The organism is Bifidobacterium saguini DSM 23967 (assembly GCF_000741715.1).
In the GTDB taxonomy this organism is placed as follows: domain Bacteria; phylum Actinomycetota; class Actinomycetes; order Actinomycetales; family Bifidobacteriaceae; genus Bifidobacterium; species Bifidobacterium saguini.
Window position 1 is genome coordinate 58,051 of record NZ_JGZN01000016.1, and the last position, 22,571, is coordinate 80,621.

Annotated in this window: 19 protein-coding genes and 2 tRNA genes; 3 read left to right on the forward strand and 18 right to left on the reverse strand. The window is 55.4% G+C overall.

The window, feature by feature from the left end:
* The first annotated feature begins 32 nt into the window (after positions 1-32).
* The 3 genes from BISA_RS10040 to BISA_RS10050 all read left to right on the forward strand — a co-directional run bounded on the left by BISA_RS10040 (position 33) and on the right by BISA_RS10050 (position 3,639).
* Complete coding sequence (locus tag BISA_RS10040; protein ID WP_033891773.1) at positions 33-1,901, forward strand: FAD-dependent oxidoreductase; 1,869 nt, start codon at positions 33-35, stop codon at positions 1,899-1,901.
* A gap of 74 nt (positions 1,902-1,975) precedes the next feature.
* The gene (locus BISA_RS10045) at positions 1,976-2,914 is read left to right on the forward strand and encodes a succinate dehydrogenase/fumarate reductase iron-sulfur subunit (protein ID WP_033891774.1); all 939 of its coding nucleotides are present in this window, start codon (positions 1,976-1,978) and stop codon (positions 2,912-2,914) included.
* Between the two features lie 59 nt (positions 2,915-2,973).
* The gene (locus BISA_RS10050; RefSeq protein WP_033891775.1) at positions 2,974-3,639 is read left to right on the forward strand and encodes an O-methyltransferase; all 666 of its coding nucleotides are present in this window, start codon (positions 2,974-2,976) and stop codon (positions 3,637-3,639) included.
* Positions 3,640-3,717: 78 nt separating this feature from the next.
* Here BISA_RS10050 and BISA_RS10055 read toward each other — a convergent pair whose 3' ends face one another.
* The 18 genes from BISA_RS10055 to BISA_RS10140 form a co-directional block, all read right to left on the reverse strand.
* The gene (locus BISA_RS10055) at positions 3,718-4,488 is read right to left on the reverse strand and encodes an LOG family protein (protein ID WP_152597231.1); all 771 of its coding nucleotides are present in this window, start codon (positions 4,486-4,488) and stop codon (positions 3,718-3,720) included.
* A gap of 2 nt (positions 4,489-4,490) precedes the next feature.
* Entirely contained in the window at positions 4,491-5,774 is a 1,284-nt protein-coding gene (locus BISA_RS10060; protein ID WP_420308742.1) for a Na+/H+ antiporter NhaA, read from the reverse strand.
* Positions 5,775-5,886: 112 nt separating this feature from the next.
* Positions 5,887-7,089, reverse strand: a complete 1,203-nt coding sequence (locus BISA_RS10065) for a MalY/PatB family protein (protein ID WP_033891777.1) — start codon at positions 7,087-7,089, stop codon at positions 5,887-5,889.
* 207 nt (positions 7,090-7,296) lie between these two features.
* Positions 7,297-7,370, reverse strand: a tRNA-Arg gene (locus BISA_RS10070).
* Between the two features lie 33 nt (positions 7,371-7,403).
* Positions 7,404-7,477 (reverse strand) — tRNA-Arg (locus tag BISA_RS10075).
* Positions 7,478-7,608: 131 nt separating this feature from the next.
* Positions 7,609-8,925, reverse strand: a complete 1,317-nt coding sequence (clpX, locus tag BISA_RS10080) for an ATP-dependent Clp protease ATP-binding subunit ClpX (RefSeq protein WP_033891779.1) — start codon at positions 8,923-8,925, stop codon at positions 7,609-7,611.
* Between the two features lie 99 nt (positions 8,926-9,024).
* Positions 9,025-9,729, reverse strand: a complete 705-nt coding sequence (locus tag BISA_RS10085; RefSeq protein WP_033891780.1) for an ATP-dependent Clp protease proteolytic subunit — start codon at positions 9,727-9,729, stop codon at positions 9,025-9,027.
* 5 nt (positions 9,730-9,734) lie between these two features.
* Entirely contained in the window at positions 9,735-10,352 is a 618-nt protein-coding gene (locus BISA_RS10090) for an ATP-dependent Clp protease proteolytic subunit (protein ID WP_152597232.1), read from the reverse strand.
* 105 nt (positions 10,353-10,457) lie between these two features.
* Positions 10,458-10,835 carry a hypothetical protein gene (locus BISA_RS10095; RefSeq protein ID WP_033891781.1) on the reverse strand — a complete coding sequence of 126 codons (378 nt, stop codon included), beginning with the start codon at positions 10,833-10,835 and terminating at the stop codon, positions 10,458-10,460.
* Positions 10,836-10,881: 46 nt separating this feature from the next.
* Complete coding sequence (locus tag BISA_RS10100; protein WP_033891783.1) at positions 10,882-12,279, reverse strand: chloride channel protein; 1,398 nt, start codon at positions 12,277-12,279, stop codon at positions 10,882-10,884.
* Between the two features lie 138 nt (positions 12,280-12,417).
* Complete coding sequence (tig, locus tag BISA_RS10105) at positions 12,418-13,803, reverse strand: trigger factor (RefSeq protein ID WP_033891784.1); 1,386 nt, start codon at positions 13,801-13,803, stop codon at positions 12,418-12,420.
* A gap of 55 nt (positions 13,804-13,858) precedes the next feature.
* Positions 13,859-15,163 carry an HRDC domain-containing protein gene (locus BISA_RS10110; protein ID WP_033891785.1) on the reverse strand — a complete coding sequence of 435 codons (1,305 nt, stop codon included), beginning with the start codon at positions 15,161-15,163 and terminating at the stop codon, positions 13,859-13,861.
* Positions 15,160-15,813 (reverse strand): DUF3000 family protein, encoded by a 654-nt coding sequence (locus tag BISA_RS10115; RefSeq protein ID WP_033891786.1) that lies wholly within the window; start codon positions 15,811-15,813, stop codon positions 15,160-15,162. The genes BISA_RS10110 and BISA_RS10115 overlap by 4 nt, the downstream gene beginning before the upstream one ends.
* Before the next feature lie 147 nt (positions 15,814-15,960).
* Positions 15,961-16,842 carry a pyruvate formate-lyase-activating protein gene (gene pflA, locus BISA_RS10120; protein ID WP_033891787.1) on the reverse strand — a complete coding sequence of 294 codons (882 nt, stop codon included), beginning with the start codon at positions 16,840-16,842 and terminating at the stop codon, positions 15,961-15,963.
* Positions 16,843-17,034: 192 nt separating this feature from the next.
* Complete coding sequence (gene pflB, locus BISA_RS10125) at positions 17,035-19,410, reverse strand: formate C-acetyltransferase (RefSeq protein WP_033891789.1); 2,376 nt, start codon at positions 19,408-19,410, stop codon at positions 17,035-17,037.
* Between the two features lie 277 nt (positions 19,411-19,687).
* Complete coding sequence (locus BISA_RS10130) at positions 19,688-19,888, reverse strand: hypothetical protein (protein ID WP_033891790.1); 201 nt, start codon at positions 19,886-19,888, stop codon at positions 19,688-19,690.
* Positions 19,889-20,012: 124 nt separating this feature from the next.
* Complete coding sequence (locus BISA_RS10135) at positions 20,013-21,263, reverse strand: M20 family metallopeptidase (protein ID WP_051917518.1); 1,251 nt, start codon at positions 21,261-21,263, stop codon at positions 20,013-20,015.
* A gap of 130 nt (positions 21,264-21,393) precedes the next feature.
* On the reverse strand, positions 21,394-22,359 hold the full coding sequence (locus BISA_RS10140) for a MetQ/NlpA family ABC transporter substrate-binding protein (RefSeq protein ID WP_033891791.1): 966 nt from the start codon (positions 22,357-22,359) through the stop codon (positions 21,394-21,396).
* Positions 22,360-22,571: the final 212 nt, after the last annotated feature.

Sequence of the window (22,571 nt, forward strand, 5' to 3'; positions counted from 1 at the left end):
AGCTGTTCGCCGGGTGTGCGAGAATCAAACCCATGAGTCCGAAACGTTTGGAAGATATGTATGATGCGGTGATCATCGGTGCTGGAGCAGCCGGCCTGTCCGCGGCATTAGGGTTGCTGCGCTCCCCCGAAATCACTGATTTGCAGGAGCAAGGCGTAGAGCCAAAAATCCTTGTGGTATCCAAATTGCAGCCGTTGCGCTCGCACACCGGATCTGCGGAAGGTGGCATTGCGGCCAGCCTCGGCAATATTGAATCCGATGATTGGCATTGGCATTATTACGACACGATTAAGGGTGGCGATTGGCTGGTCGATCAGGATGCGGCCAAGCTGCTTGCCGAGTACGCGCCGGAAACCGTTATCAATTTGGAACGTCAGGGTGTGGCCTTCTCTCGTACTGAGGACGGTCATATCGCGCAGCGCCGTTTTGGCGGTCATACGCGTGATTTCGGTGGTGAGCCGGTTAAGCGTGCCGCCTATGCGGCCGACCGCATTGGCCATCAGATTCTGCATACCCTGTGGCAGCAGTGTGTGGCGCAAGGTGTCGAGTTCGCTGAAGAATGGTATGTGACCGATCTGGTGCTCAGTGAGGAAGGAACCAAGGCGGCCGGCATTGTGGCGTTTGACACGCATTCCGGCAAGATCCAGGCTATTCATGCGCGCAATGTGCTGATTGCCACAGGTGGCGCTGGTCGACTGTTCCACACCACTTCCAATTCTTGGGATTTGACTGGCGATGGTATGGCGCTGGCCCTCACCGCTGGTTTGCAGCTTGAAGACATCGAGTTTGTGCAGTTCCACCCCACTGGCCTTGCTCACACGGGTATTCTGCTCTCTGAAGCAGCCCGAGCCGAGGGCGGCATTCTGAGGAATGCAGACGGCGAAGCGTTTATGGAACGCTATGCGCCTGAACATAAGGATTTGGCGGCTCGCGATGTGGTGTCTCGTTCCATCATGGCGGAAATCGATGCCGGTCGCGGTGTGGCTGATCCGAAGGATCCGAATGGTCCGAAGGATTGCGTCTGGCTGGATATGACGGGCATCGACCCGGAACGTATGAAGCAGGTTCTTCCTCAGGTGGTGGAGACCATCGAGCAATACGCGAATCTTGACCCCACCAAGGATTTGGTGCCGATCAAGCCAACCGCGCATTACACCATGGGTGGCTTGCCCATCACGACGGATGGTGAAGTGTACCGTTGGGATGGCGAACACCGTTCTGTGGTCGATGGCCTGTTTGCAGCCGGTGAATGTTCGTGTGTTTCCGTGCATGGTGCCAACCGATTGGGCGGCAATTCCCTGCTTGACGCGTGTCTTTTTGGTACTCGTGCCGGCCGCGCATTGGCTGACCATATTGCGCACAACCCGGTCGACTCCCCCATGTCGGATGATTCTCTTGATGATGATCTGATTGCCGCAGTTGATCAGGCGGCGCATGCACGCACTGACGAGCTCAATACCCTGCTGCAAGGCTCTGATGATGCGGCATCATCGGCTGCCGAAGACGATGTGAATGCCTACGCATTGATGTCTCAGCTTGGCTCGGTTATGGAGCGCGCTCTGGCGGTGCGTTGCAGTGCTGAAACCATTGCAACGGCGCGCGAACAGTTGGAGGAAACCATTACACCTGCGGCTGAATCGCTGGTCGCTCATGACAAAACGGCTGCCTTCAACCAGGAGGTCACGGCCATTTGGGAAACCCGTCATCTCATCGAATTGGCGGAAGCCGTGTTGACCGCTTCCGATGCACGTCAAGAATCTCGCGGTTCGATGCGCAGGCTTGATTTCCCTGAACGTGATGATGAGCATTTCCTGGCTCATTCGATGGTGGACCGTTCCAACGCGGTTACGTTCAAGCCGGTAGTGATTACTGACTACCCGCCAAAGAAGCGCGAATACTGAGCCGCCTAGGGCTTGTGGCACAATAGGTTGGCTGATTAGTCAGATAATGACGCACTGTTTCATGGAGGACAAGCATGGTTGAGGCGAACAACACAACGGTTACCTTGCAGGTGCATCGTTTTACGCCGCGTCCCGAGCGCGCGGAACGTGCGCGCGGAGGCAGCCCGTTCGCCCGTAAGAGTTCCCCGTTCGGCGGCGGCTCAGATAATGCTGCACGCCGCCGCCCGCGCGGCAAGCAATGGGTGCAGGAATATACGATTCCTGCCCGCCCGGAAGATACGGTTCTCGACTGTCTGCTGACCATTAAGCGAACGGTTGACCCCACGCTTGCTTTCCGCTATTCCTGCGGTCATGGCATGTGCGGTTCGGATGCAGTGGCCATTAACGGCACTCCTACCCTATTGTGTACGGCTTCCATTCGCGATTGGGCCAAGCAGCCCGGTGCAATAGCTCAGGTGGATGACGAAGGTTTCCGCCATATCGGCACTGACGAGGATGCCGATACTGGCGAGGAAGCTTCATCGGCGGATGCCAATTCGCTGGGCGTTATCGAACTCGCTCCTCTGCCTGGATTCCCGCCACAGCGCGATCTTATCGCCGATATCGACCCGATGCTCAATCAGATTCGCAAACTCACCCCGTATCTTCAAGCCGATGGCGTACTGGCCACCACTGCTGAAGGTAAGGTGAACGCATTCGAATATCTGCAGCATCCGGAGCAACTGGCCAAGTACGAGACGCTCAGCAACTGCATCGCTTGTGGCGTATGCGAAGGCTCCTGCCCGGTGTTTGCCGGTGGCGACGCATTTATTGGCCCTGCTGCACTGATTTGGTCGTCTCGATTCATCAATGATTCGCGTGATACCAAGGCTATGGAACGTATGGATGCCATCGATACTGCCGATGGTGTTGCAGCATGCCAGTCCGTACGCGCCTGCTCTCGACACTGCCCGCGCGGCATTGATGTCGGCGAGGAAATGTGGCAGATCGTGGCTAAGGTTCGAGAACGGTAAACTGCACATCAGGAATGCAGTAATGCTCACAGTACGAGCACGACTATAGAGGAACGATTATGGATAAAGCGCAGTATACGAATCTCGCCAAAGCATGGGAATATACGGAAGAGCATGCCCGTGAACGTGAGCTGCCATCAATTGCCGCAGTACGTGAACGTGCTGAGCAGTCCAGCCAACCGCAGGGATCGGCAGCACAAGCTCAACTGTTGGCTATGCTCGTGCATATTACTGGTGCTTCGTCGGTGATTGCCGTGGGTACGGGTTCTCTTGTTGAAACCGTGCAACTGGCTCATGCTTTGAACGGCAACGGGCAACTTACTGCCGTTGATTCCACCGCGCAAGGTATTGCCATGATTCGCAAGGTGTTCGCCGAATTGCAGGACACTACTGATATTTCACTGCGTGCGGTGAATGCGCCGGCAAGTGTGTTCCTACCAAGGTTGAATGCCAATGATTACGACATGATTGTTGTGGCCGGTGATGCCGCCAACTATGCCGCCACATTCGCACAGGCATCTCGACTACTGCGCGCGCATGGCATTATCGCTTTTACCGACGTGTTGGCGTTGAGCTCTGATAATGGTGGTGTGCTGGACGCCGCTGATCGCAGCGCTAAGGCGACTGCTATGCGCGAGCTCATTGCCACGGTGGAAGAGAATGACGCATTCGAATCCACGCTGACTCCTGATGGCACGGGTCTGCTGCTTGCAGTCAAGAAGTGAATTCGGTTCCTGCATAATCTACGCAGATTTTTTGCCCTAGAGTTCTCTTTGTCAAGAGAGCTCTAGGGCAAAATCGTATCAGTGAATCGCGCTTGTGGCGATTGCCACAGCCTCATCTGGATCATCGGTGATAGTCACCAGATGCGGGTCGATTGAGGAAATCATGCCGTGTTCTTTCACTGACCCTTCCAGCCAGTCGAAAAGCCCTTGCCAGTAGGACTTATCGAACAAGACGACGGGCATATCCGCCACTTTATGGGTCTGCACCAGTGTCAGAACTTCGAACATTTCATCAAGCGTGCCGAATCCTCCGGGGCAGATGATCACTCCGGAGGAATACTTCACGAACATGAGCTTTCGCACGAAGAAGTAGCGGAAACTCATACCAAGATTCACGTAATCGTTGATCCCCTGCTCATGAGGCAGTTCGATGCCGAGGCCTACGGATTTTCCTCCAGCGAGGAATGCTCCCTTATTCGCGGCTTCCATGACGCCAGGGCCGCCGCCAGTGATGACAGCGATGTTTTTGCGTGCAATCGCTTCCCCCATCCGCACAGCGGCCTCATATTCGGCTGTCTGAGGTTTGATGCGTGCCGAGCCGAACACCGCAACCGCTGGACCGAGTTCAGCAAGCGCCCCAAAGCCGTCCACGAATTCGGATTGAATGCGCAGCACACGCCATGGGTCCATGTGCAGCCAGTCAGTGTCCGCTTCGGCTTTCAGCAGATTCGCTGTGGTGTTATCCGAAGGAATCATCTGTCCACGGAGAATCACCGGTCCACGATGGTATGTGTTTCCTTGCGGAGAGAATTCATCATCTGCTGATGGCGATTGCTGATTCTGCATCATTATTAGTCTTCCTGCGAGGCCATCGCTTGTTCGTATTGTTTGGATTGACGGCTTAATAATATGCCGGAAACCAGTGCGGAGACCAGCGATCCCACCAGCACGCCGAATCGTGCCTCAGCGGACAGTTCCGCATTGCTGTACGCCAAGGATGCGATGAGGAAGGATACGGTGAATCCGATACCGCAAGCGCATGCCGTGGGAATCATGTCCCTGACGCGCAAGCCTTTAGCCATTTTCAGGCCACCGACATGAGTGACAAGCCAAGCCGTAGTAATAATGCCCAAAGGTTTGCCTACGGCGAGCGCCACCACCAGTGCAATCACCAGTGGGGAAAGCATCAATGCCGGGCTTAACTCCTCGAAATGCACGCCGGTGGCGAACAGTGCGAAAATCGGCAACGCCAGTAATGCGGAGAATGGCTGCAGTTTGGTCGCATAGCGTTCTGCTCGTGGCGTGGTCTCACCATACATTTCGCGCGACGGTGTGGACAGTCCCACCACTACGCCAGCCAGTGTGGGATGCACACCAGCTTCAAACATCATGATCCATGCCAAAATACCGACCAATCCCACGGCAATCCACGGCACTCGCCGCATGCGAACCAGGAAGGACCATACCACTGCGCATACAGCGATACCGATGAACCAGTACCACGCGTTCACCGAGGAGAAGAACACTGCGATCAGAATAATCGCCAGCAAATCATCCACGGTAGCGAGCGTCATCAAAAACGCGCGAATCGATCCCGGCAATGCCTTGGCAAACAAGGCGAGCACGGCCAGGGAGAACGCGATATCGGTGGCGGTTGGAACCGCCCAGCCATGCGCCATCTCACCAAAGGGGATGCTGCTTCCTGTTGTGGTGAGAATCAGGCTACCGACTTGGCCTGGCCCGTATTGGGAGAACACGGCGATAGTCGCAATAAATAGCAGCGGCGGAGCCAGCATGCCACCCACGGCGCACAGCATGGGTACAGCCGCCGCCTTGGGATTGGACAGTGAGCCGGTGGTAAGTTCCTGCTTTAATTCAAGGCCAACGGTCAGGAAGAAAATGGTCAGCAAACCATCTTGAGCCCAATGGCCGATAGGCAAATCAATATTGGTATGCGGTATGCCGATATGCGTTTCCGCAATGGTTTCAAACAGATGATATGTCCATGGAAGATTGGCGCATACCAAGCCGATTAATGCAAATCCGAGCATAATGAGGCCAGAGATGCGATCGGATGCGGCAATCCGCTTGATTACGCTCCACACGCTCCGCTTGGTATCTGTTCCAACCATCATTACTCCTCGTCTACAGGCCGCACCATCATGCGGCCAAACCGACTATCCATATTACGGTAAAGCCCGGGAACAGTTCCGCCCCGGGCTGAGTAGTGATGTGTCGAATACTGCGTTAGTGGCGATCAGCTAATGCTTGTTCGATATTGTTCAGTACGCGTTCCAGCAATGCTGTTGGGCATGCCAGATTGACGCGCTCGAAGAAATCGCCGGAATGGCCGAATAACGATCCCTCATCGAACCAGACTCGAGCCTTGCTGCGCAGGAATTCGCACTGCGCTTCCGGAGAGGCAAAACCGAGACCTCGGCAGTCCAACCATGCCAGATAGGTGCCTTCCGGCTCGATAAGACGGATACCGTCCACACGATGGGTGAATTCGCGAACCACATTCACATTGCTCTCGAGCACCTTCAAGAGTTCATCCAACCATGCTTCGGCATGGTTATAGGCAGCTTGGCAGGCCACAAGACCAAAATGGCTGACGGTCAATCCGCCGATGTTTTCAGCGGCAATATCAAAACGACGTTTCAAATCAGGATTGGGAATAATAGCGTTCGAGCACAGCAGGCCAGCCAGGTTGAAGGTTTTAGTCGGTGCGGTGAACTCAAAGAGAATATCCGTGTACTTGCTGCCAAGCGTGCCGAACAGCGTGACCTGGTGCCCTGAATGGGCAAAATCCGCATGAATCTCATCGCACAGCAGATACACGCCATACTTGAGGCAAATATCACCGATTCGCGTCAATTCTTCAGCGGTCCACACGCGGCCTACCGGGTTGTGAGGGTTGCATAGAATCATGGCAGTACAGCGCGGGTCGGAAGCCTTCTCCTCCAGATTGTCAAAGTCGATCTCATATCGCCCGGTTGCCTCATGCAATACCAGTTCGTTGTCCAAAATGGTCAGACCATTGCGTTCAGCAGCAAAAGTGAACGGATAATAGACCGGACGCTGAATGATGACCTTGTCACCGGGATGCGTGACCGCTCGCAGCGCGGTATTGACGGCCGGCATCACGCCGTCAGACAGGCTTACCCAAGATGGATCCACAGTGAAGTGATGGCGGCGCTGCATCCAGCCAACAAGTGCAGCAAAGTAATCATCCGTGGCATAGTCATAGCCAAACACATCGTTCGCAGCAGCCCGAGCTAAAGCTTCCACGATTTCCGGAGCCGGCTTAAACTCCATATCGGCCACGGAAAGCGGAATCACATCCTTGGAGTCGGGACCCATTGCCTCTTCAATCATGTGCCATTTGATTGAGGTAGAGCCATGTCGCTCAAGAACCGTATCGAAATCATATCGAGACTGCTGCGTCACTGCCTGTCCTCCCTAGATTCGTTTGCTATGCACCCGGCACTGCTGCCGGCGTGTGGTTTGGGGCATGCAGTCCGACACACTCAAGGCCGTTCGGCCAAGCTTACGGTCCGGCACCCTGCCCCAAACCTCACAGCTCCTGCGTGCAAAAAGCAAAAGCGTATGAAATTGGAAAAGCCTCGGAAGCATTTCGCTTTCGAGGCTTTATCGTGCGCCAGACAGGATTCGAACCTGCGACCTGCTGATCCGTAGTCAGCTGCTCTAATCCGCTGGGCTACTGGCGCATACCGCTGTTTTGCCTCGTGCGGTGCGAGGTGTGCGCCAGACAGGATTCGAACCTGCGACCTGCTGATCCGTAGTCAGCTGCTCTAATCCGCTGGGCTACTGGCGCATGTTGTCGTTCAGACAACTCGATTTATATTACCCACTCTTTCGATTATCGCAACTCGGCGTGTCGCAGTGCGTGAACTTCTCGAAATCGGCGTTATTTCAAGCTTTTCACACCTGTATCAGCCATATTGCTTATGCTTCACGGCGTTGATTGATTTCTTCGATTTGCACGGCTTGGCGAAGCAGTTTAGGGCTGCTCGCACCGGTGACGCTGGCTTTATCGACAATTACCTGCTTGACATCGTCAAGGCCAGGAATCTGGAACATCGTATCTTGCAGGGTCTTCTCGATAATGGATCGTAATCCGCGAGCACCTATGCCCTGCCCTATAGCAGTTTCAGCAATGGTACGAATCGCCTGGTCGGTGAATTCCAAATCGACGCCGTCCACAGCGAATAACTTACGGTATTGCTTAATCAGCGCATTGGCTGGTCGGGTAAGGACTTCAACCAAATCATCCACGTCAAGATCACGCAGCACACTGGTGACCGGCAGACGACCAATAAATTCCGGCAGTAGACCGAATTCGGATAAATCATCGGCGTTGACCTGCTCCAGTAATTCAGTATCGTTGAGGTCCGCATCATGCCAGTTCGTGCCGAATCCGGTTTCTCGCCGGCCAAGCCGCTTGCGGACAATGTCAGCAAGCCCCACAAAAGCGCCACCGCAGATGAACAGGATGCCACGCGTGTCCATTTGCACCGTGTCTTGATCCTTGTGTTTACGGGTGCCTTCCAACGGTACTGAAGCTATGGTTCCTTCGAGGATTTTCAGCAACGCCTGCTGCACGCCTTCGCCGGAAACATCTCGGGTGATGGATGTATTCTCTCCTGATTTGCGGGCTATTTTATCGATTTCGTCGATGTAGATGATGCCGTGCTGCGCGCTGCTGATATCTCCATCGGCCGCTTCCAGCAACCGTTGCAATACGGTTTCCACATCGTCGCCCACATAACCGGCCTCGGTCAATGTAGTGGCATCAGTAATAACGAACGGCACATTCATGACGCGCGCCAATGATTGCGCCAAATATGTTTTGCCTACACCCGTAGGGCCCAGCAATAAGATATTGGATTTGGCGACTTCAACATCGTCCAGAGCATTGCTTCGAGTATTGTTGCCGTCCAACTGCGCGGCTGCTTCACGCAGCTCCATGTTGACGCGCTTGTAATGGTTGTATACGGCTACAGACAATGTGCGTTTGGCGTCTTCCTGGCCTACCACATACCGGTTCAAATATTCGAAAATCTGTGTTGGCTTAGGTAGGCTCAACGAGTTGACTTCAGCGTCCTTGACTCGTTCCTCGGAAATAATGTCTACGCATAACGCGATGCATTCATCGCAGATGGACGCATTCGGTCCGGCCACTAGTTTCTTGACCTGACGCTCGGTTTTGCCACAAAATGTGCATCGTGGTATGTCATCGTTGTAGCTCACCACACGTCCCATGAATGCCCCTTTGCGCTTGTTTGCATGATCTATTCGCCATGCATATATGAATGCGTGTGGCTCCCTGTTCATTGGGAACCACACGCAATGGAATATCATTTACTGGCGGTGTTCCAGCACCTCATCCACAATGCCGTAATCCTTGGCTTCAGGTGCGGTCAGGAACGTGTCCACCTCGATGTCGCGGCGGATCTTCTCCACGTCCTGGCCGGTGTGCTTAGCCAGCGTGTTCTCCAGCCATTCACGCATGCGCAGCATTTCCTTGGCCTGAATCTCGATTTCCGTGGCCTTGCCGAAGCCCTGATCAATAGCCGGCTGGTGAATGAGCACACGGGCGTTAGGCAGCATCAAGCGCTTGCCCTTAGTGCCGGATGCGAGCAGAATAGCTGCAGCGGAAGCCGCCTGGCCCAGGCACACAGTCTGCACATCGGGCTTGATGTACTGCATGGTGTCGTAGATAGCGGTCATTGCAGTCATCGAGCCGCCAGGAGAGTTGATGTACATCATCACATCACGGTTCGGATCCTGGGATTCCAGCACCAGCAGCTGTGCCATCACATCGTCGGCGGAGGCGTCATCCACCTGAACACCGAGGAAGATGATGCGGTCTTCAAACAGACGAGAGTAGGCATCCTGAGTCTTCATGCCATACGGGGTCTTCTCCACGAACTGCGGCATGATGTAACGGTTGGTCGGCATTTGGGCAGCCTGTGCACGCGCGGCGGCCGGCATGAAACCGACTACGCCCTGGCGGCCGGCCAGTCGGTCGGCGCGGGCGGCGAACTTTGCTTCTTCACTTGCCATATGTCTCACTCCCCCTTATTGCCGATGGTGTCCGGCGTGGTAACGAGCTTGTCCACAAAGCCATATTCCAAGGCTTCCTGAGCGGTGAACCAGTGATCGTATTCGTTATCGCGGTAGATTTCCTCAACGGTATGACCGGTCTGCTCAGCGGTCAGCTCGCTCATGGTCTTCTTCATGTCCATGATGAGCTCAGCGTTGATGCGCACATCAGTTGCCGTGCCGCCGATGCCGCCAGAAGGCTGATGCATCAGCACACGTGCGTGGGAAGTCAGGTAACGCTTGCCCTTGGTACCAGAGCTCAGCAGGAACTGACCCATGGAAGCGCACATACCAAGACCAACAGTTGCCACGTCAGGCTCGATCAGCTGCATGGTGTCGTAGATGGCCATGCCAGCGGTGATGGAACCGCCCGGAGAGTTGATGTACAGCCAGATATCCTTCTTGGGATCTTCCGCAGCCAGCATCAGTAGCTGAGCGCAAATACGGTTGGCCATATCATCCTTGACCTCTTCGCCCATCCAAATGATGCGGTCTTTCAGAAGACGGTTGAAAATCGGGTCGACAGGGCCGGCCGGGACGTCATCGCCCGCCATAACCGGCAAGGTCGCAAAGGTATTGCTCACCTTGAAACTCCTTCTAATAACTCGAACATTGTTCAGACTACCGCCTTGAAGCGACTGACAGCGTATTTTTGCCTGTATTTCGGCGGCTAGCGTAGGCGTTGGCGATTATTCCAGCGTATCGAGGACATCATCTACCAGAAGACGGGTTTGCGGGCCTTCGCCTTTGAGCCTGGGGAAGCGTCGTTCAGCGTTGGCCGGGCTTGCTCCAGCCGCTCTTGCGACATTCGATTTGCTTGCCCCGTGTGCCACTGCTTTTTCCGCAAGCCGGTCCACAAGGGAATCGGAAACCTGACGCATTTGTTCCGCCACCCATAATTGGGCCATTTCTGTGGGAAGATCATAATCTTCGGCTACGTCGCTACTGGCTTCCTGAATGGCCGCCCATAACACCATGAACGGCTTGCGATAATAGGAGATTCGTTCCGGTAACGGTTCCGAAGCCAACGATTGCAAGGCTGCGCGGATTTCGGTGTTTTCAGACATATCCCTCTCCTCGGCTCCCCTCTTCAGAGGGGAGTCAACAGACTACCTACTGACGACTCAGCATCCACTTTGAGACCAGTGCGGATGCGGCCACAGCCAATCCGACCGGCACAAAGAAGGTAATAGGAGCTTCGCATAATTCCATTACCAGGCACATGGCCATCAGCGGTGCTTGTTGAGAGGCTGCCAGCAATGCCGCCGCACCAATTAGTGCACACGCCGTCACTGAGTCGGCAGGAAATGCCAGTATCCACAGCAGTCCCAGCATGGCTCCCAATGTTGAGCCCAAGGCAATACCCGGCTGGAGCACGCCGCCTGAGGCTCCTGAGCGAATGGTCATCAGAGTAACCAGTGCTTTTGCCACAAAGGTTACCGCCAGAACACCGAGCAGCATGCCGATATGTGCCTGAGACAACGGGAATCCTGCGTTCAGCGCCGAGCCGGCCGTGCCGGATACATTGCCGCTGCCAGCAAGCAGCGCCCACGGCGAAGAATCCGACGATACAGCGGATTGCGAGGCGCCAGAGACTGCAGCGGTTTCAGGAATGAACGTACTCAATCCCAGTTGTGCAGCCGCTCGACCATTGCCCATCACCTGGGGCATCATCATCGCCACCGCGCCGGTAATCAAGCCGGCCAGCGGCATTTGCCACAGTATTGCCTTGGACTTGGGTTTATGGGATTCAGCCCATGAGGATCCTTTACGGAACAATGCGCCTGCTACGCCGCAAGCAGCGCCACACAATACAGCGAACAGCATCAGGCTTGGCGTTGATGACGGCTGCATGGCGGTGATGTCATAGAACGTGTGATGGCCTTTAATCGAAGCTGCCACGAATGCGGCAACAGCGGACATGCCAAGGCCGAATGCCACTTTTTCGATTGTCACGTCAACGAGCAGAATCTCCACGGCGAAGAACATACCGGCCAACGGTGCGTTGTAGACGCCACCTAGGCCAGCGCCTGCGGCAACAGCCACCACCATACGGCGGTCAATGCCATCATTGCCCTCAATATGGAACAGATCGCAGAATCGCTGCGCCAACATGGCGCCAAGTTCTCGCGGGGCGACTTCTCGACCGATGGAAGCACCAGAGCCGACGATGAAAATCTGCAGCACCACATGCAACACGGTTTGCCAAATCGGCATGCGCTCCCCTGCCACAGCTTTCTTGACGGAAGGAACCGTAGTGGTTTTGTTGCGCAGAAAATACCAGATAATGCCAGCGATGGTCAGGCCGACAGTCACAGCAATCATGCGCCGGATGGCGGGTACGCCAAATGCACCGGGGATATCGGAGCTTTCAATAAACCCAAGCATCACATGTTCTACGCCATACAGCAATAATGTGAGCAAACCTGCTCCTGCGCCAATCAAAGCACCGAGCACAATAGTCGCAGCTGTAAGCCAACCGAGTCGTTTGGCCGTGATGGTCGATTGCATAGTTATGCCTGCTCTCTTTGAATCAGCAACACTGTAAGCAGTCTTACTCAAAAACTAAAAGTAACGCACATACAAAAGCCCGGAATCGTACACACGATTCCGGGCTTTCATTACGCTATATGCGCCACAGGATTACGCTCACTCAGCGTCAGCAGCCTGGTCCTCATCGGACTTGGACAGCTCGTCAGCCACAGCGGCGGCAGCGGAAGCAGCCTCAACGGACTCAGCTTCTTCGTCCTCAGCGGCATCACCCAGGAAAGCGGAGAGGTCCACGACCTCGCCATCAGCGGTGAACTTGACGGCGCGCATGCCGGCGAGCAGGCCCTTGGAGCGGCCGACTTCCTGCACGGCGGAACCGAGCTGGCCGTTCTTGATGATGGCCTGGATGAAGGCGTTCGGATCCATGCCGTACTGCTGGGCGATGGAAGCGAGGAAGTTGAAGACGTCGGACTGGGAGACCTTGACGTCCAGTTTCTCAGCCAGAGCGTCGAGCACCATCTGATCGCGCAGATCCTTCTCCACGGTCTTCTCGGCTTCGTCCTTCTGCTCCTTGGTGGCCTTCTCCGGATCCGGAGTCATGCCCTTGAGCTGCTCTTCGACCATGTTGGCCTTGACGCCCTTCGGCACCGGAATCTCGAGGCCTTCCTGCAGCTTGGCGATGAAGGCATCGCGAGCCTCGGTGGCCTGACGGCCTTCAGCATCCTGGCCAGCGGCCTTGCGGATGTCAGCCTTGAGCTCTTCGAGAGTATCGAACTCGGAAGCTTCGGAAGCGAACTCGTCGTTCAGCTCCGGCAGCTCTTCAGCCTTGACGGAGTTGACCTTGACCTTGACCTGAGCCTTCTGGCCTTCGTGCTCGCCAGCTTCCAGCGTGCCTTCGAAGGTGGTCTCTTCGCCGGCGGACAGGCCGTCGAGAGCCTCATCCAGGCCGTCGAGCATGGTGTTGGAGCCGAGCTCATAGCTCACGCCTTCCTGGGAGTCAACGACTTCGCCGTCGATCTCAGCGGACAGGTCGATGTTGGCGAAGTCACCCTTGGTGGCCGGGCGATCAACGCCGACCAGGGTGCCGAAGCGCTGGCGCAGAGCTTCCAGACGCTTGTCAACGTCCTCATCCTTGACTTCCGGCTTGGAGATGGCGATTTCCATGCCATCGATTTCCGGCAGCTCGATGACCGGGCGACGCTCAACGGTAGCCACGAACTTCAGCTTGGTCTCATCCTTAGCGGACTGCGGGACTTCCTGCACGTCGAACTCAGGCTGAGCCATCGGGCGAATCTGCTTCTCCTCGAGAGCCTTGGAGTACAGCTCCGGCACTGCGTTGTTCACGGCCTCGCCGGCGACGGCTGCAAAGCCGATGCGCTGGTCGATGATCTTGCCCGGCACGTGGCCCTTACGGAAGCCGGGAACGTTCACCTGCTTAGCGATTTCCTTACGGGCCTCATCCAGGAACGGGTTGAGCTCTTCCGGTTCAACAGTGACGGTGAGCTTCACCTTGGTGGGCTCGAGGTTACGAACGCTGATCTTCACGCTAATGACTCCTCAAAAAAGTCGTTAATTCTTATAATCTGCCGTTAGGCAACCTCTACATGATAACGCCACTTACGGACGGTGCAATAAGCTTCACCTGCCAGTTTCGTGCGCCTTGCTCATAGAGGAAGTCCATTACGTCAATCATGCCCGGGTCTTCCACCCAGCAAAGATTGCGTACAATCTGCGGTTTGATAATCATTTCCGATGGCGTGCGCGTATCTTCTGCAATCTGGTTGATGACTTTGCGCACACGCTGCAAACGCTCGTATCGATCCGGGTGGCGCTGCTGCCATAGTTTCATTGACCGCGGCGCATTGACAACACCATTATCATCCGATTGTTCAGGAACCGGCATTGCCGGCCATTCGGATGGTTTGAGCGCAAGAGCTCTATCGATGGCGCCTTTCCATACCTTCGGTTTCACAATGCGCTGAATCGGAGCGTATCGTTCGAACATTTTGTCTTGTTCGGTACCGGTATGCATGCGCACACGCTCATTCAACGAACGCAGCATACGGAATTGTGCCGCATTGTGCGGTTTATGAGTGGCTGCTTCAATGATTGACGAGTCAGCCAGCAGCAACGATGATGAAATATCGTATTGCTTGGCGAGTCGATCGCGTTCTTCCCATAGTGATTTGGCAACCGCCAATCCTTGCGGGTCTTTGCTCAACTGTGTGATGCGTGAAATACGCAGCCATGGCACAGGATGCGGCTTTCGGGGAGCAAGCCCCTTATGCAATGCATAGGAGAATTCCTCTTCCGCCCACTCATCCTTGCCTGCGGCTTTGAGATCGCGGCGCATCAAAGTTTCAAGCTCGATAAGCACTTCAACATCCAAAGCGGCATAATTACGCCAATCCCTCGGCAATGGGCGGTACGACCAATCAGCTGCGGAATGTTCTTTGGCCAACGTAATGCCGAGATAATGCTCGGTAACCGCAGCCAAACCGAAGCGATGAAGTCCCAACAGTCGGGCGGCAATCTCCGTATCGAACAGTGATTGAGGTTTCAATCCGATATCTGCAAAACCCGGTAAATCCATCAATGAGTCATGCAAAATCCAGGTAGCATCTCCCACGGCCTCATTGAATTCATTCCAATCCGCACCAGCCGCAGTCAACGCAATAGGATCAAGCAGCACAATGCCAGCGCCCTCGCGTTTGAACTGAATCAGCCAATCCTCATGACCATAGCGGAATCCGGATGCACGTTCGGCATCTGCGGCCAAAGAACCGTTCGCCTCAGCTAGCGCTTCACAGGCTCGATGGTATTCCTCGAGTGTCGCGGTGACATTAGGCACTCCCCCACGAGGTTCTTTCAATAGCCGTGGTTGGGTGTCGCGGACGTCACTCACCTGTCGTCAGCCTCCTCAAAGCGAACAGCGGATGTTATGAATGCGGCCCACGAGTTCACTTGTGCGCCGGCGTCCATAGTACCGTCCGGGCCAGAACCGTCAAGCGGAGTCCAGGAGACACGAATCTCACACCCTGCGCTGGTGGTGCCGGCTAACGTGCCGAATGCCGTGTTCTGATTGACGGTTACTGTGCCGGAAACGGAGTCCGGTTCAACATTGTCGAGATAATCGCACATGTCATCCCAGTACATGCCGGGAGTCAGGGAATCATTTTCTTGAGCTTCAAGCGGCAACCTGGCGAACGCCACGCATCGCCATCGCGATCCCCAATCGGGGCGAGGTGTATTGCAATACAGCACCATAAGCCAGCCTGTAGCTGAGCGCATGGCTGCATAATCCATTGCATTGATGTCTCGGCTTGCGCCTTCGTGATGTGCTGAACTATCTGAATTATCCGCTTCAAGTTCCACGCCAATGCCATAATCCGCCAAGGTGGAAGGCACTGGAATTTCGCGATAGCGCACGCCGGCGATTTTGGTAATACCGCTTACTGATTCGACTGCAGCCCAGAGCTCATCCGGCACACCTTGAGGGCGCAAGGGCTGCCCTTCGTTGGGCACACCCACAGGAAATGCGTAGATGTCAGCCATATCTCTAGGCTACGAGCGAACTGAGAAAAACGCGGTATTGACGCGTGTGGCGCGCATAAATTTACGGAATGCTACGGCTCCCCTCCTTTTGGAGGGGAGCCGGATATGCAACTGCACCAAATGCACAATACTTCGTCAGCGCACGGTTTAATACACAGTGAAACCGTGGTCCTTGAATTGGTTCGCCACACGTTCGCGGGTGGCGGCATTCGGACCCTTCTGATTCTCCAGCGGGTATGGAATGCGCAACTCGTGCCACTTCGGACGACCCAACTGATGGAAGCCAAGCACATCGATATGTTCTACGGCGTCACCAAAGGTCTCACAGATCCTAGCTACGTTTTCCACATTCTCCTCAGAATCCGTAAGGCCTGGAACCAGAACAAAACGGACCCAAATTTTCTTGCCAGCCTTCGCCAATCGTTGACCGAAATCAATAGTGGGCTGCAGCAGGCCGCCGGTCACCTTATGGTAGGTTGCCTCATCGCCTGATTTGACATCCAACAGGCACAAATCGATGTCTTCCAACATTTCGTCAGTGTAGTTGGTGTTGAGGAAGCCGGAAGTATCAAGGCAAGTATGCACGCCCATTTCCTTAGCGGCGTGGAATACTCGCGACACGAAGGCCGGCTGCATCATCGATTCTCCACCGGAGAAGGTGATACCGCCATGCGTGGCTTTGAACAGGTCCTTGTAACGGTCGACTTTTTTAATCATCGCATCCAGATACACCGGCTTGCCGTCACGCATTTTCCATGTATCCGGGTTCTGGCAATACTGGCAACGCAATGGGCATCCGGACATGAATACGGTCATACGAGTTCCCGGACCGTCCACGGATGTGTTGATATCCCAGGAGTGCACGAATCCGATGTCGCCGGATTTCAGCGCCGCGATACGGTCTCGCCGGTCAAGACCGATAGGTGATTCAAAGCCGGAAAGGCCACCCATCAATGTCTGGGATGCATAAGTCTTGGATTCGCGCAGCATGTGGCGCGTAGTGGTACGGAACTGGTCGTCGGGCATCATTGTCCTCCTGTTCCTGCAAGTGATGCTATTTGCCCTGTGGTTGTTCGGCCAGAGCTCAACCTTCCCCTCAATCATGTTGTGCTGATTCTTCTTTGGTGAGGGAAACCAAAAATGAATCTCATAAGGAAGGGGTGGGACTTGCCCACCCCTTCATCGTTCTACCGTTTCACACGGTTGGTGTCATTCGACGAATCAGTCGGTGACAGCGCCCTGGTGGAAGGTACGGGAGATCACGTCGAGCTGCTGCTCCTTGGTGAGCTTGACGAAGTTCACCGCGTAGCCGGAGACGCGCACGGTCAGGTGCGGGTACTTCTCCGGGTGCTCGACTGCATCCTCCATGGTTTCCTTGCGCAGCACGTTGATGTTGGCGTGGTAGAGGCCGTGGCCGTTGCCGGCGTCCAGGATGCCGACCAGGTTGCCGATACGCTCTTCTTCATCGCGGCCCAGGCCATCAGGGGTGATGGTGTTGGTCAGCGAGATGCCGTCGAGAGCATCGTTGTAGTCGATCTTGCCGACGGAGAACATGGACGGCAGCATGCCGTGGGAATCCATGCCGTTCTCCGGGTTGGCGCCCGGAGCGTACGGGGTGCCCTTCTTGTGGCCGGACGGGAAGGAACCGGTGTTCTTGCCGTACTCCACGTTGGAGGTGATGGTCAGGATGGACTGGGTCGGGACTGCACCGCGGTAGACCGGCAGGCGCTTGACCTGGCCCATAACCGTGGAGACAACCCACTTGGCGATGTCATCAGCGCGATCATCATCGTTGCCGTAGATCGGGAACTCGCCGTCGGTGCGGTAGCCGACGACCAGATCGTCGTCAGCGCCCTCGACGTACTCGTACTCGTGGCCTTCGAGGGTCTTGGCCTCGGCGTTGGTGATCGGGTACACCTTGGCGTACTTGATGGCAGCCAGGGAGTCAGCGGCGATGGACAGACCGGACATACCGCAACCGAGGGTACGGTACACTTCCTTGTCGTGCAGAGCCATCTCGATGGACTCGTAAGCGTACTTATCGTGCATGTAATGGATGATGTTCAGGGCCATGACGTAGGTCTCGGACAGCCATTCGAGAGCCTTCTCATAGTTGTTCTTGACCTTCTCGTAGTCCAGGGAGCCGTCGGCTTCCGGCTTGATCGGGTCGATAACGCCCTTGTCGATGACCTGCATGCCGGTCATCTCATCGCGGCCACCGTTGATGGCGTACAGCAGAGCCTTGGCGGAGTTCACACGAGCTGCGAAGAACTGCATCTGCTTGCCCACGCGCATCGGGGAGACGCAGCATGCGATGGCGGCGTCGTCGCCCCAGTGAGAACGAATTTCCTTGTCGGACTCGTACTGGATGGCGGAGGTGTCGATGGAGATCTTAGCGCAGAAGCGCTTGTAGCCTTCCGGCAGCTTCGGATCCCAGAAGATGGTGATGTTCGGCTCAGGGCCAGGTCCAAGGTGCTCCAGGGTCAGGGTGTTGAGCAGACGGAAGGAGGTCTTGGTGACCAGCGGACGGCCGTCATCGCCGAAGCCAGCGTCGGACCAGGTTGCCCAGTACGGATCGCCGGAGAAGATGGCGTCGTAATCCTTGGTACGCAGAAAGCGCACGATACGCAGCTTCATGACGATGTTGTCGATGAGCTCCTGAGCGTCGGTCTCGGTGATCTTGCCGGCCTTGAGGTCGCGCTCGATGAAGCAGTCGAGGAAGGCGGAGTTACGGCCGAAGGACATTGCTGCGCCGTCCTGGGACTTGATGGAAGCCAGGTAGCCCATGTAGGTCCACTGCACGGCTTCCTGAGCGGTCTGAGCCGGGCGGGTCAGGTCGAGGCCGTACTCGTTGCCGAGGTTGATGAGCTGCTTCAGAGCCTTGATCTGCTCGTCGTGCTCTTCGCGGAAGCGGATCCAGTGCTCGATCTCCGGCTCGGTGAAGTCGTTGCGGTACGGCACGGAGTCCTTGTCGCGCTTCTTGAAAGCGATCAGCTTGTTGACACCGTACAGAGCCACACGACGGTAGTCGCCGATGATACGGCCACGGCCGTAGGCATCCGGCAGACCGGTCAGAATCTTGTTGTGGCGAGCGATCTTGATCTGCTTGGTGTAGACGCCGAAGACGCCATCGTTGTGGGTCTTGCGGTACTTGGTGAAGATCTTCTTGATCTCCGGATCCGGCTCCTTGCCAGCTTCACGGATGGCCTGCTCGACCATACGCCAGCCGCCGTTCGGCATCATGGCGCGCTTGCACGGCACGTCGGTCTGAAGGCCGACAATCACGTTGTCGACTTCCGGGGAATCAATGTAGCCAGCCGGGAAGGCGTCAATGCCGGCCGGGGTGTGGGTATCCACATCGTAGACGCGCTGCTTGCGCTCTACTGCCAGGTAGTTGTCGTCGAGGTACTTCCACAGGTGCTTCGTCTTTTCGGTGGCAGGTGCCAGGAAGGACTCGTCGCCCTCGTACGGGGTGTAGTTCTTCTGGATGAAGTCGCGAACGTCAATATCCTTCTGCCAGTTACCCTCGGTGAAGCCTGCCCACGCCTTTGCGTCGAGCTCCTCCTGGGAGACAGCTGCATTCTCTACTGCGGTCATGTCACTCCTTTAGTGGGGTTGTTGGTCTCGCATCTTCACGGAACCATTGCCACTAAGTGTAGTTTGCACATGCTTGGGAAAAGCTGAAATTGCAAGTGAGCTATATCACATTCGTGTGATTTGCTTGATATTGCAACGTTTTGCGCCGCAGACCATGAGCTACATCACAGTACAACCGTCAATTTTAAACACAAATAATTGAACGTTTTCCCACAATGTGACCGTTAACAACGTTCACATGTGCACAGGCAACCGCACACAGCAAGCCACTGCTATATCAGTGGCGATATCCTTCCCCGTTCCACTGACGGTTCTGTTCCTCCCATTTGGCGTTGCGATCAGCCACGATATCCCACGCGTGTTCGGCATCTTCCTTGCTCTTGTATGGACCCATACGCTGTTCGATTGGAGAAATAGGTCCAAGTTCCGCACGGCCCTTAACCATGTTGAAGTACCACTGCTTATCGTTCTCGCTCATACTTCCGTTCCCCTTCCTTCAATCAATTGAAGAATGCCTGTACGTTGATGGTGACTCGCAGCCGAGACACCATCAACGTACAGGCATCCAATACGCAGCCAATTCACGTGAGCATATATCTGACTCAGACTACAGCGGCCACATCAGCTTCCTGCGTCTTGACGCGTGCGGCATGCTGTTCCTTAATCCGTTCAAGCAACGCAGGGTCAACAATCACATCAAGCGCGGTGTAGGCCAGTGCCTTGGAGGACCAACGGATTGATTCCAAACCGAATGGACTTGCAGCGGCAGCAGCCACCTTCTCATTATGCCCGCCGAGCTTTTCCGGGGAGATGGAGAACATCGGCTGGATGGTGGGCACCACTTGAGAAACATTGCCCACATCGCTGGAGCCGAAGCTCACCTTATCCTGTTCGGTCGGCTCAACCACTTGACCCAAGCTTTCCGCATTACGCTGCCAGACTTCATCGAACAGTGGAGTCGGAATCATATTATCAACTTGATTCTGGTATGGCTTCAACGTTCCGGTTGCTCCCGTAGCGAGCGCGGCACCGGCTACGATATTCTCTACTTTCTTGCGCAACGAGAGCAGTCCTGGTACTGAAGCGGAACGCAAATAGAACTTGGCTTTGGCATAGTCAGGCACCACATTCGGCTGCAAGCCACCGTCGGTGATAATGCCATGGACGCGCACGTCCTTGGGTAGATGCTGGCGAAGCGCATTGATTGAGTTGAATGTTTGAATCACACCATCCAGTGCATTGATGCCTTGCTCAGGCGTCGCCGCAGCGTGAGCGGCCTTGCCATGGAATTCGATGTCAATCGGCTGGCATGCAAGGTTGCGCGAGGACAGATAGTTGCCGCCAGCGTGCGGGTGAGCGCACAGCGCGATATCAACATCGTCGAAGAAACCATCCTTGACGAAGCTGCCTTTGGCGCTACCGTTTTCGCCGCCTTCCTCGCCCGGAGTGCCGTACACACGCAATTCGCCGCCGAATTCGTCGATGACGCGCTTCAATGACGCAGCAGCAAGCGACGAGTTGGGGCCAAAGACACTGTGGCCGCAACCATGCCCCACACCAGGCAGAGCATCATATTCAGCGAGGAATACCACAACCGGGCCTGGCTTACCGGTACGGTAGACGGCTTCGAAACCAGTGCGATGATCGGCAACGCCAAGAGTGACGTCGAATCCTTCTTCCTTGAGCTTGTTCGACAACGTCTCCGAAGCGAAGAATTCGTAGTTGCTGTATTCGGGCTTGTCGTGAATGGCCAAGGAAATACGCTGGTAGTCCGGCAACACCGAATCCACATAGTCGCTGATGCGCTGTTTGGCGTTGGCTACACGGGTTTCGATGGATTCCTGCTCGCTCATAGGTGCTGTACTCCTCGTTGATTGCGATTGATTGAGATTGATTGCGATTGCTGAAGGTTGATTAAGGCGGCTCATATACTGCTGAGCCGCCAGTTCATGAATGGAGATGATGCTTTCGCGTTAGCTTTGCTTACTTGGACAAATCGGATTCGATTTCAGCCAGGAAGCTCTGCAGTTCTTTGGCGCTGTAGTCGGTTGCCAGCACCGAAGTGCCCTTGGAATCTTCCTGTACGGCATCGGTAACGGTCTTGCTCTGGTAGATTTCGACGATCTTCTTGTACACCGGGTTGTTCACGTCGGCCTTGCGGGAGACGAACACGTTGATGTACGGCTTGGCGGAGTCGGCGCTTGGGTCGTCCTGGAAGATAGCGTCCTTCGGGTTAAGACCGGCATCCTTGATGTAGCTGTTGTTGATAATGCCTGCGGTCAGCTGCGGATCGTTGAGCGAGTTGGCGACTTTTTCGGCACCCAACGGCACGACCTTGACCTTGGATGCGGATTCGTCGATGTCGGACGGAGCGGTGACGGCAGTCCACTTGCTCTTCAGCGTTACCAGACCGGCCTTCTGCAGTACGCCAATGGCACGGGCCTGGTTGGTTTCGTCGTTCGGAATGGCGATGGTGTCGCCTTGCTTGATGTCGTCAACGCTCTTGACCTTGCTGGAATAGAGGCCCAGCGGCACGATTACGGTTCCGCCAATAGGCTGCAGGTCCTTGTTGTTCTTGACATTGTAGTTGGCCAGGTACAGCAAGTGCTGGAATTCGTTGAGATCAAGATCACCCTGATCAAGTGCTGGGTTTTCGGAAGTGTAATCCTGGAAGTCCACGATGTCGACGTGGATGCCTTGCTTCAGTGCTTCCTGCTTGAACACCTGCCATGGCTTGTCAGATGCGCCGACCACACCGATCTTGACCGGATTGGCTTCGGAGCCTTTTTCGGCGGTCGCATTGTTGGCGAATGCACGGTAGCCGAAGAAGCTTCCGGCCAGAACCAGTACCACCACCACGGCTGCGATGATGATGTTGCGCAGTGTATGGTTCACCCTCACCGGCTCCTGCGGATTAATGGGTGCCTGAGTCTGAGTTGCTGCGGACATTTCGATTTCCCCTCTGTTGAACGGTCAAGTCATTCCCTCGATGACATGACCCAACGATAGAGGCTGAAAGACGCCCTACTGCCCGTTTAGCCATACGGCCTGCTTATAGCCCGCTACGAGGCATTACGGGTTTTGCGCTTGATAACCGGTTATAAGCCGCCATTTATCTCAATATATGAGAAAAGCACCTCATGACGAGGTGCTTTTCTGCG

Excerpts from the sequence above, each read along its gene's own strand:
- BISA_RS10040 (WP_033891773.1), top strand. The coding sequence starts at position 33 with ATGAGTCCGAAACGTTTGGAAGATATGTATGATGCGGTGATCATCGGT.
- BISA_RS10045 (WP_033891774.1), top strand. The coding sequence starts at position 1,976 with ATGGTTGAGGCGAACAACACAACGGTTACCTTGCAGGTGCATCGTTTT.
- BISA_RS10050 (WP_033891775.1), top strand. The coding sequence starts at position 2,974 with ATGGATAAAGCGCAGTATACGAATCTCGCCAAAGCATGGGAATATACG.
- BISA_RS10055 (WP_152597231.1), bottom strand. The coding sequence starts at position 4,488 with ATGATGCAGAATCAGCAATCGCCATCAGCAGATGATGAATTCTCTCCG.
- BISA_RS10060 (WP_420308742.1), bottom strand. The coding sequence starts at position 5,774 with ATGATGGTTGGAACAGATACCAAGCGGAGCGTGTGGAGCGTAATCAAG.
- clpX (WP_033891779.1), bottom strand. The coding sequence starts at position 8,925 with ATGGGACGTGTGGTGAGCTACAACGATGACATACCACGATGCACATTT.
- BISA_RS10085 (WP_033891780.1), bottom strand. The coding sequence starts at position 9,729 with ATGGCAAGTGAAGAAGCAAAGTTCGCCGCCCGCGCCGACCGACTGGCC.
- BISA_RS10095 (WP_033891781.1), bottom strand. The coding sequence starts at position 10,835 with ATGTCTGAAAACACCGAAATCCGCGCAGCCTTGCAATCGTTGGCTTCG.
- BISA_RS10100 (WP_033891783.1), bottom strand. The coding sequence starts at position 12,279 with ATGCAATCGACCATCACGGCCAAACGACTCGGTTGGCTTACAGCTGCG.
- BISA_RS10115 (WP_033891786.1), bottom strand. The coding sequence starts at position 15,813 with ATGGCTGACATCTACGCATTTCCTGTGGGTGTGCCCAACGAAGGGCAG.
- pflA (WP_033891787.1), bottom strand. The coding sequence starts at position 16,842 with ATGATGCCCGACGACCAGTTCCGTACCACTACGCGCCACATGCTGCGC.
- pflB (WP_033891789.1), bottom strand. The coding sequence starts at position 19,410 with ATGACCGCAGTAGAGAATGCAGCTGTCTCCCAGGAGGAGCTCGACGCA.
- BISA_RS10130 (WP_033891790.1), bottom strand. The coding sequence starts at position 19,888 with ATGAGCGAGAACGATAAGCAGTGGTACTTCAACATGGTTAAGGGCCGT.
- BISA_RS10135 (WP_051917518.1), bottom strand. The coding sequence starts at position 21,263 with ATGAGCGAGCAGGAATCCATCGAAACCCGTGTAGCCAACGCCAAACAG.
- BISA_RS10140 (WP_033891791.1), bottom strand. The coding sequence starts at position 22,359 with ATGTCCGCAGCAACTCAGACTCAGGCACCCATTAATCCGCAGGAGCCG.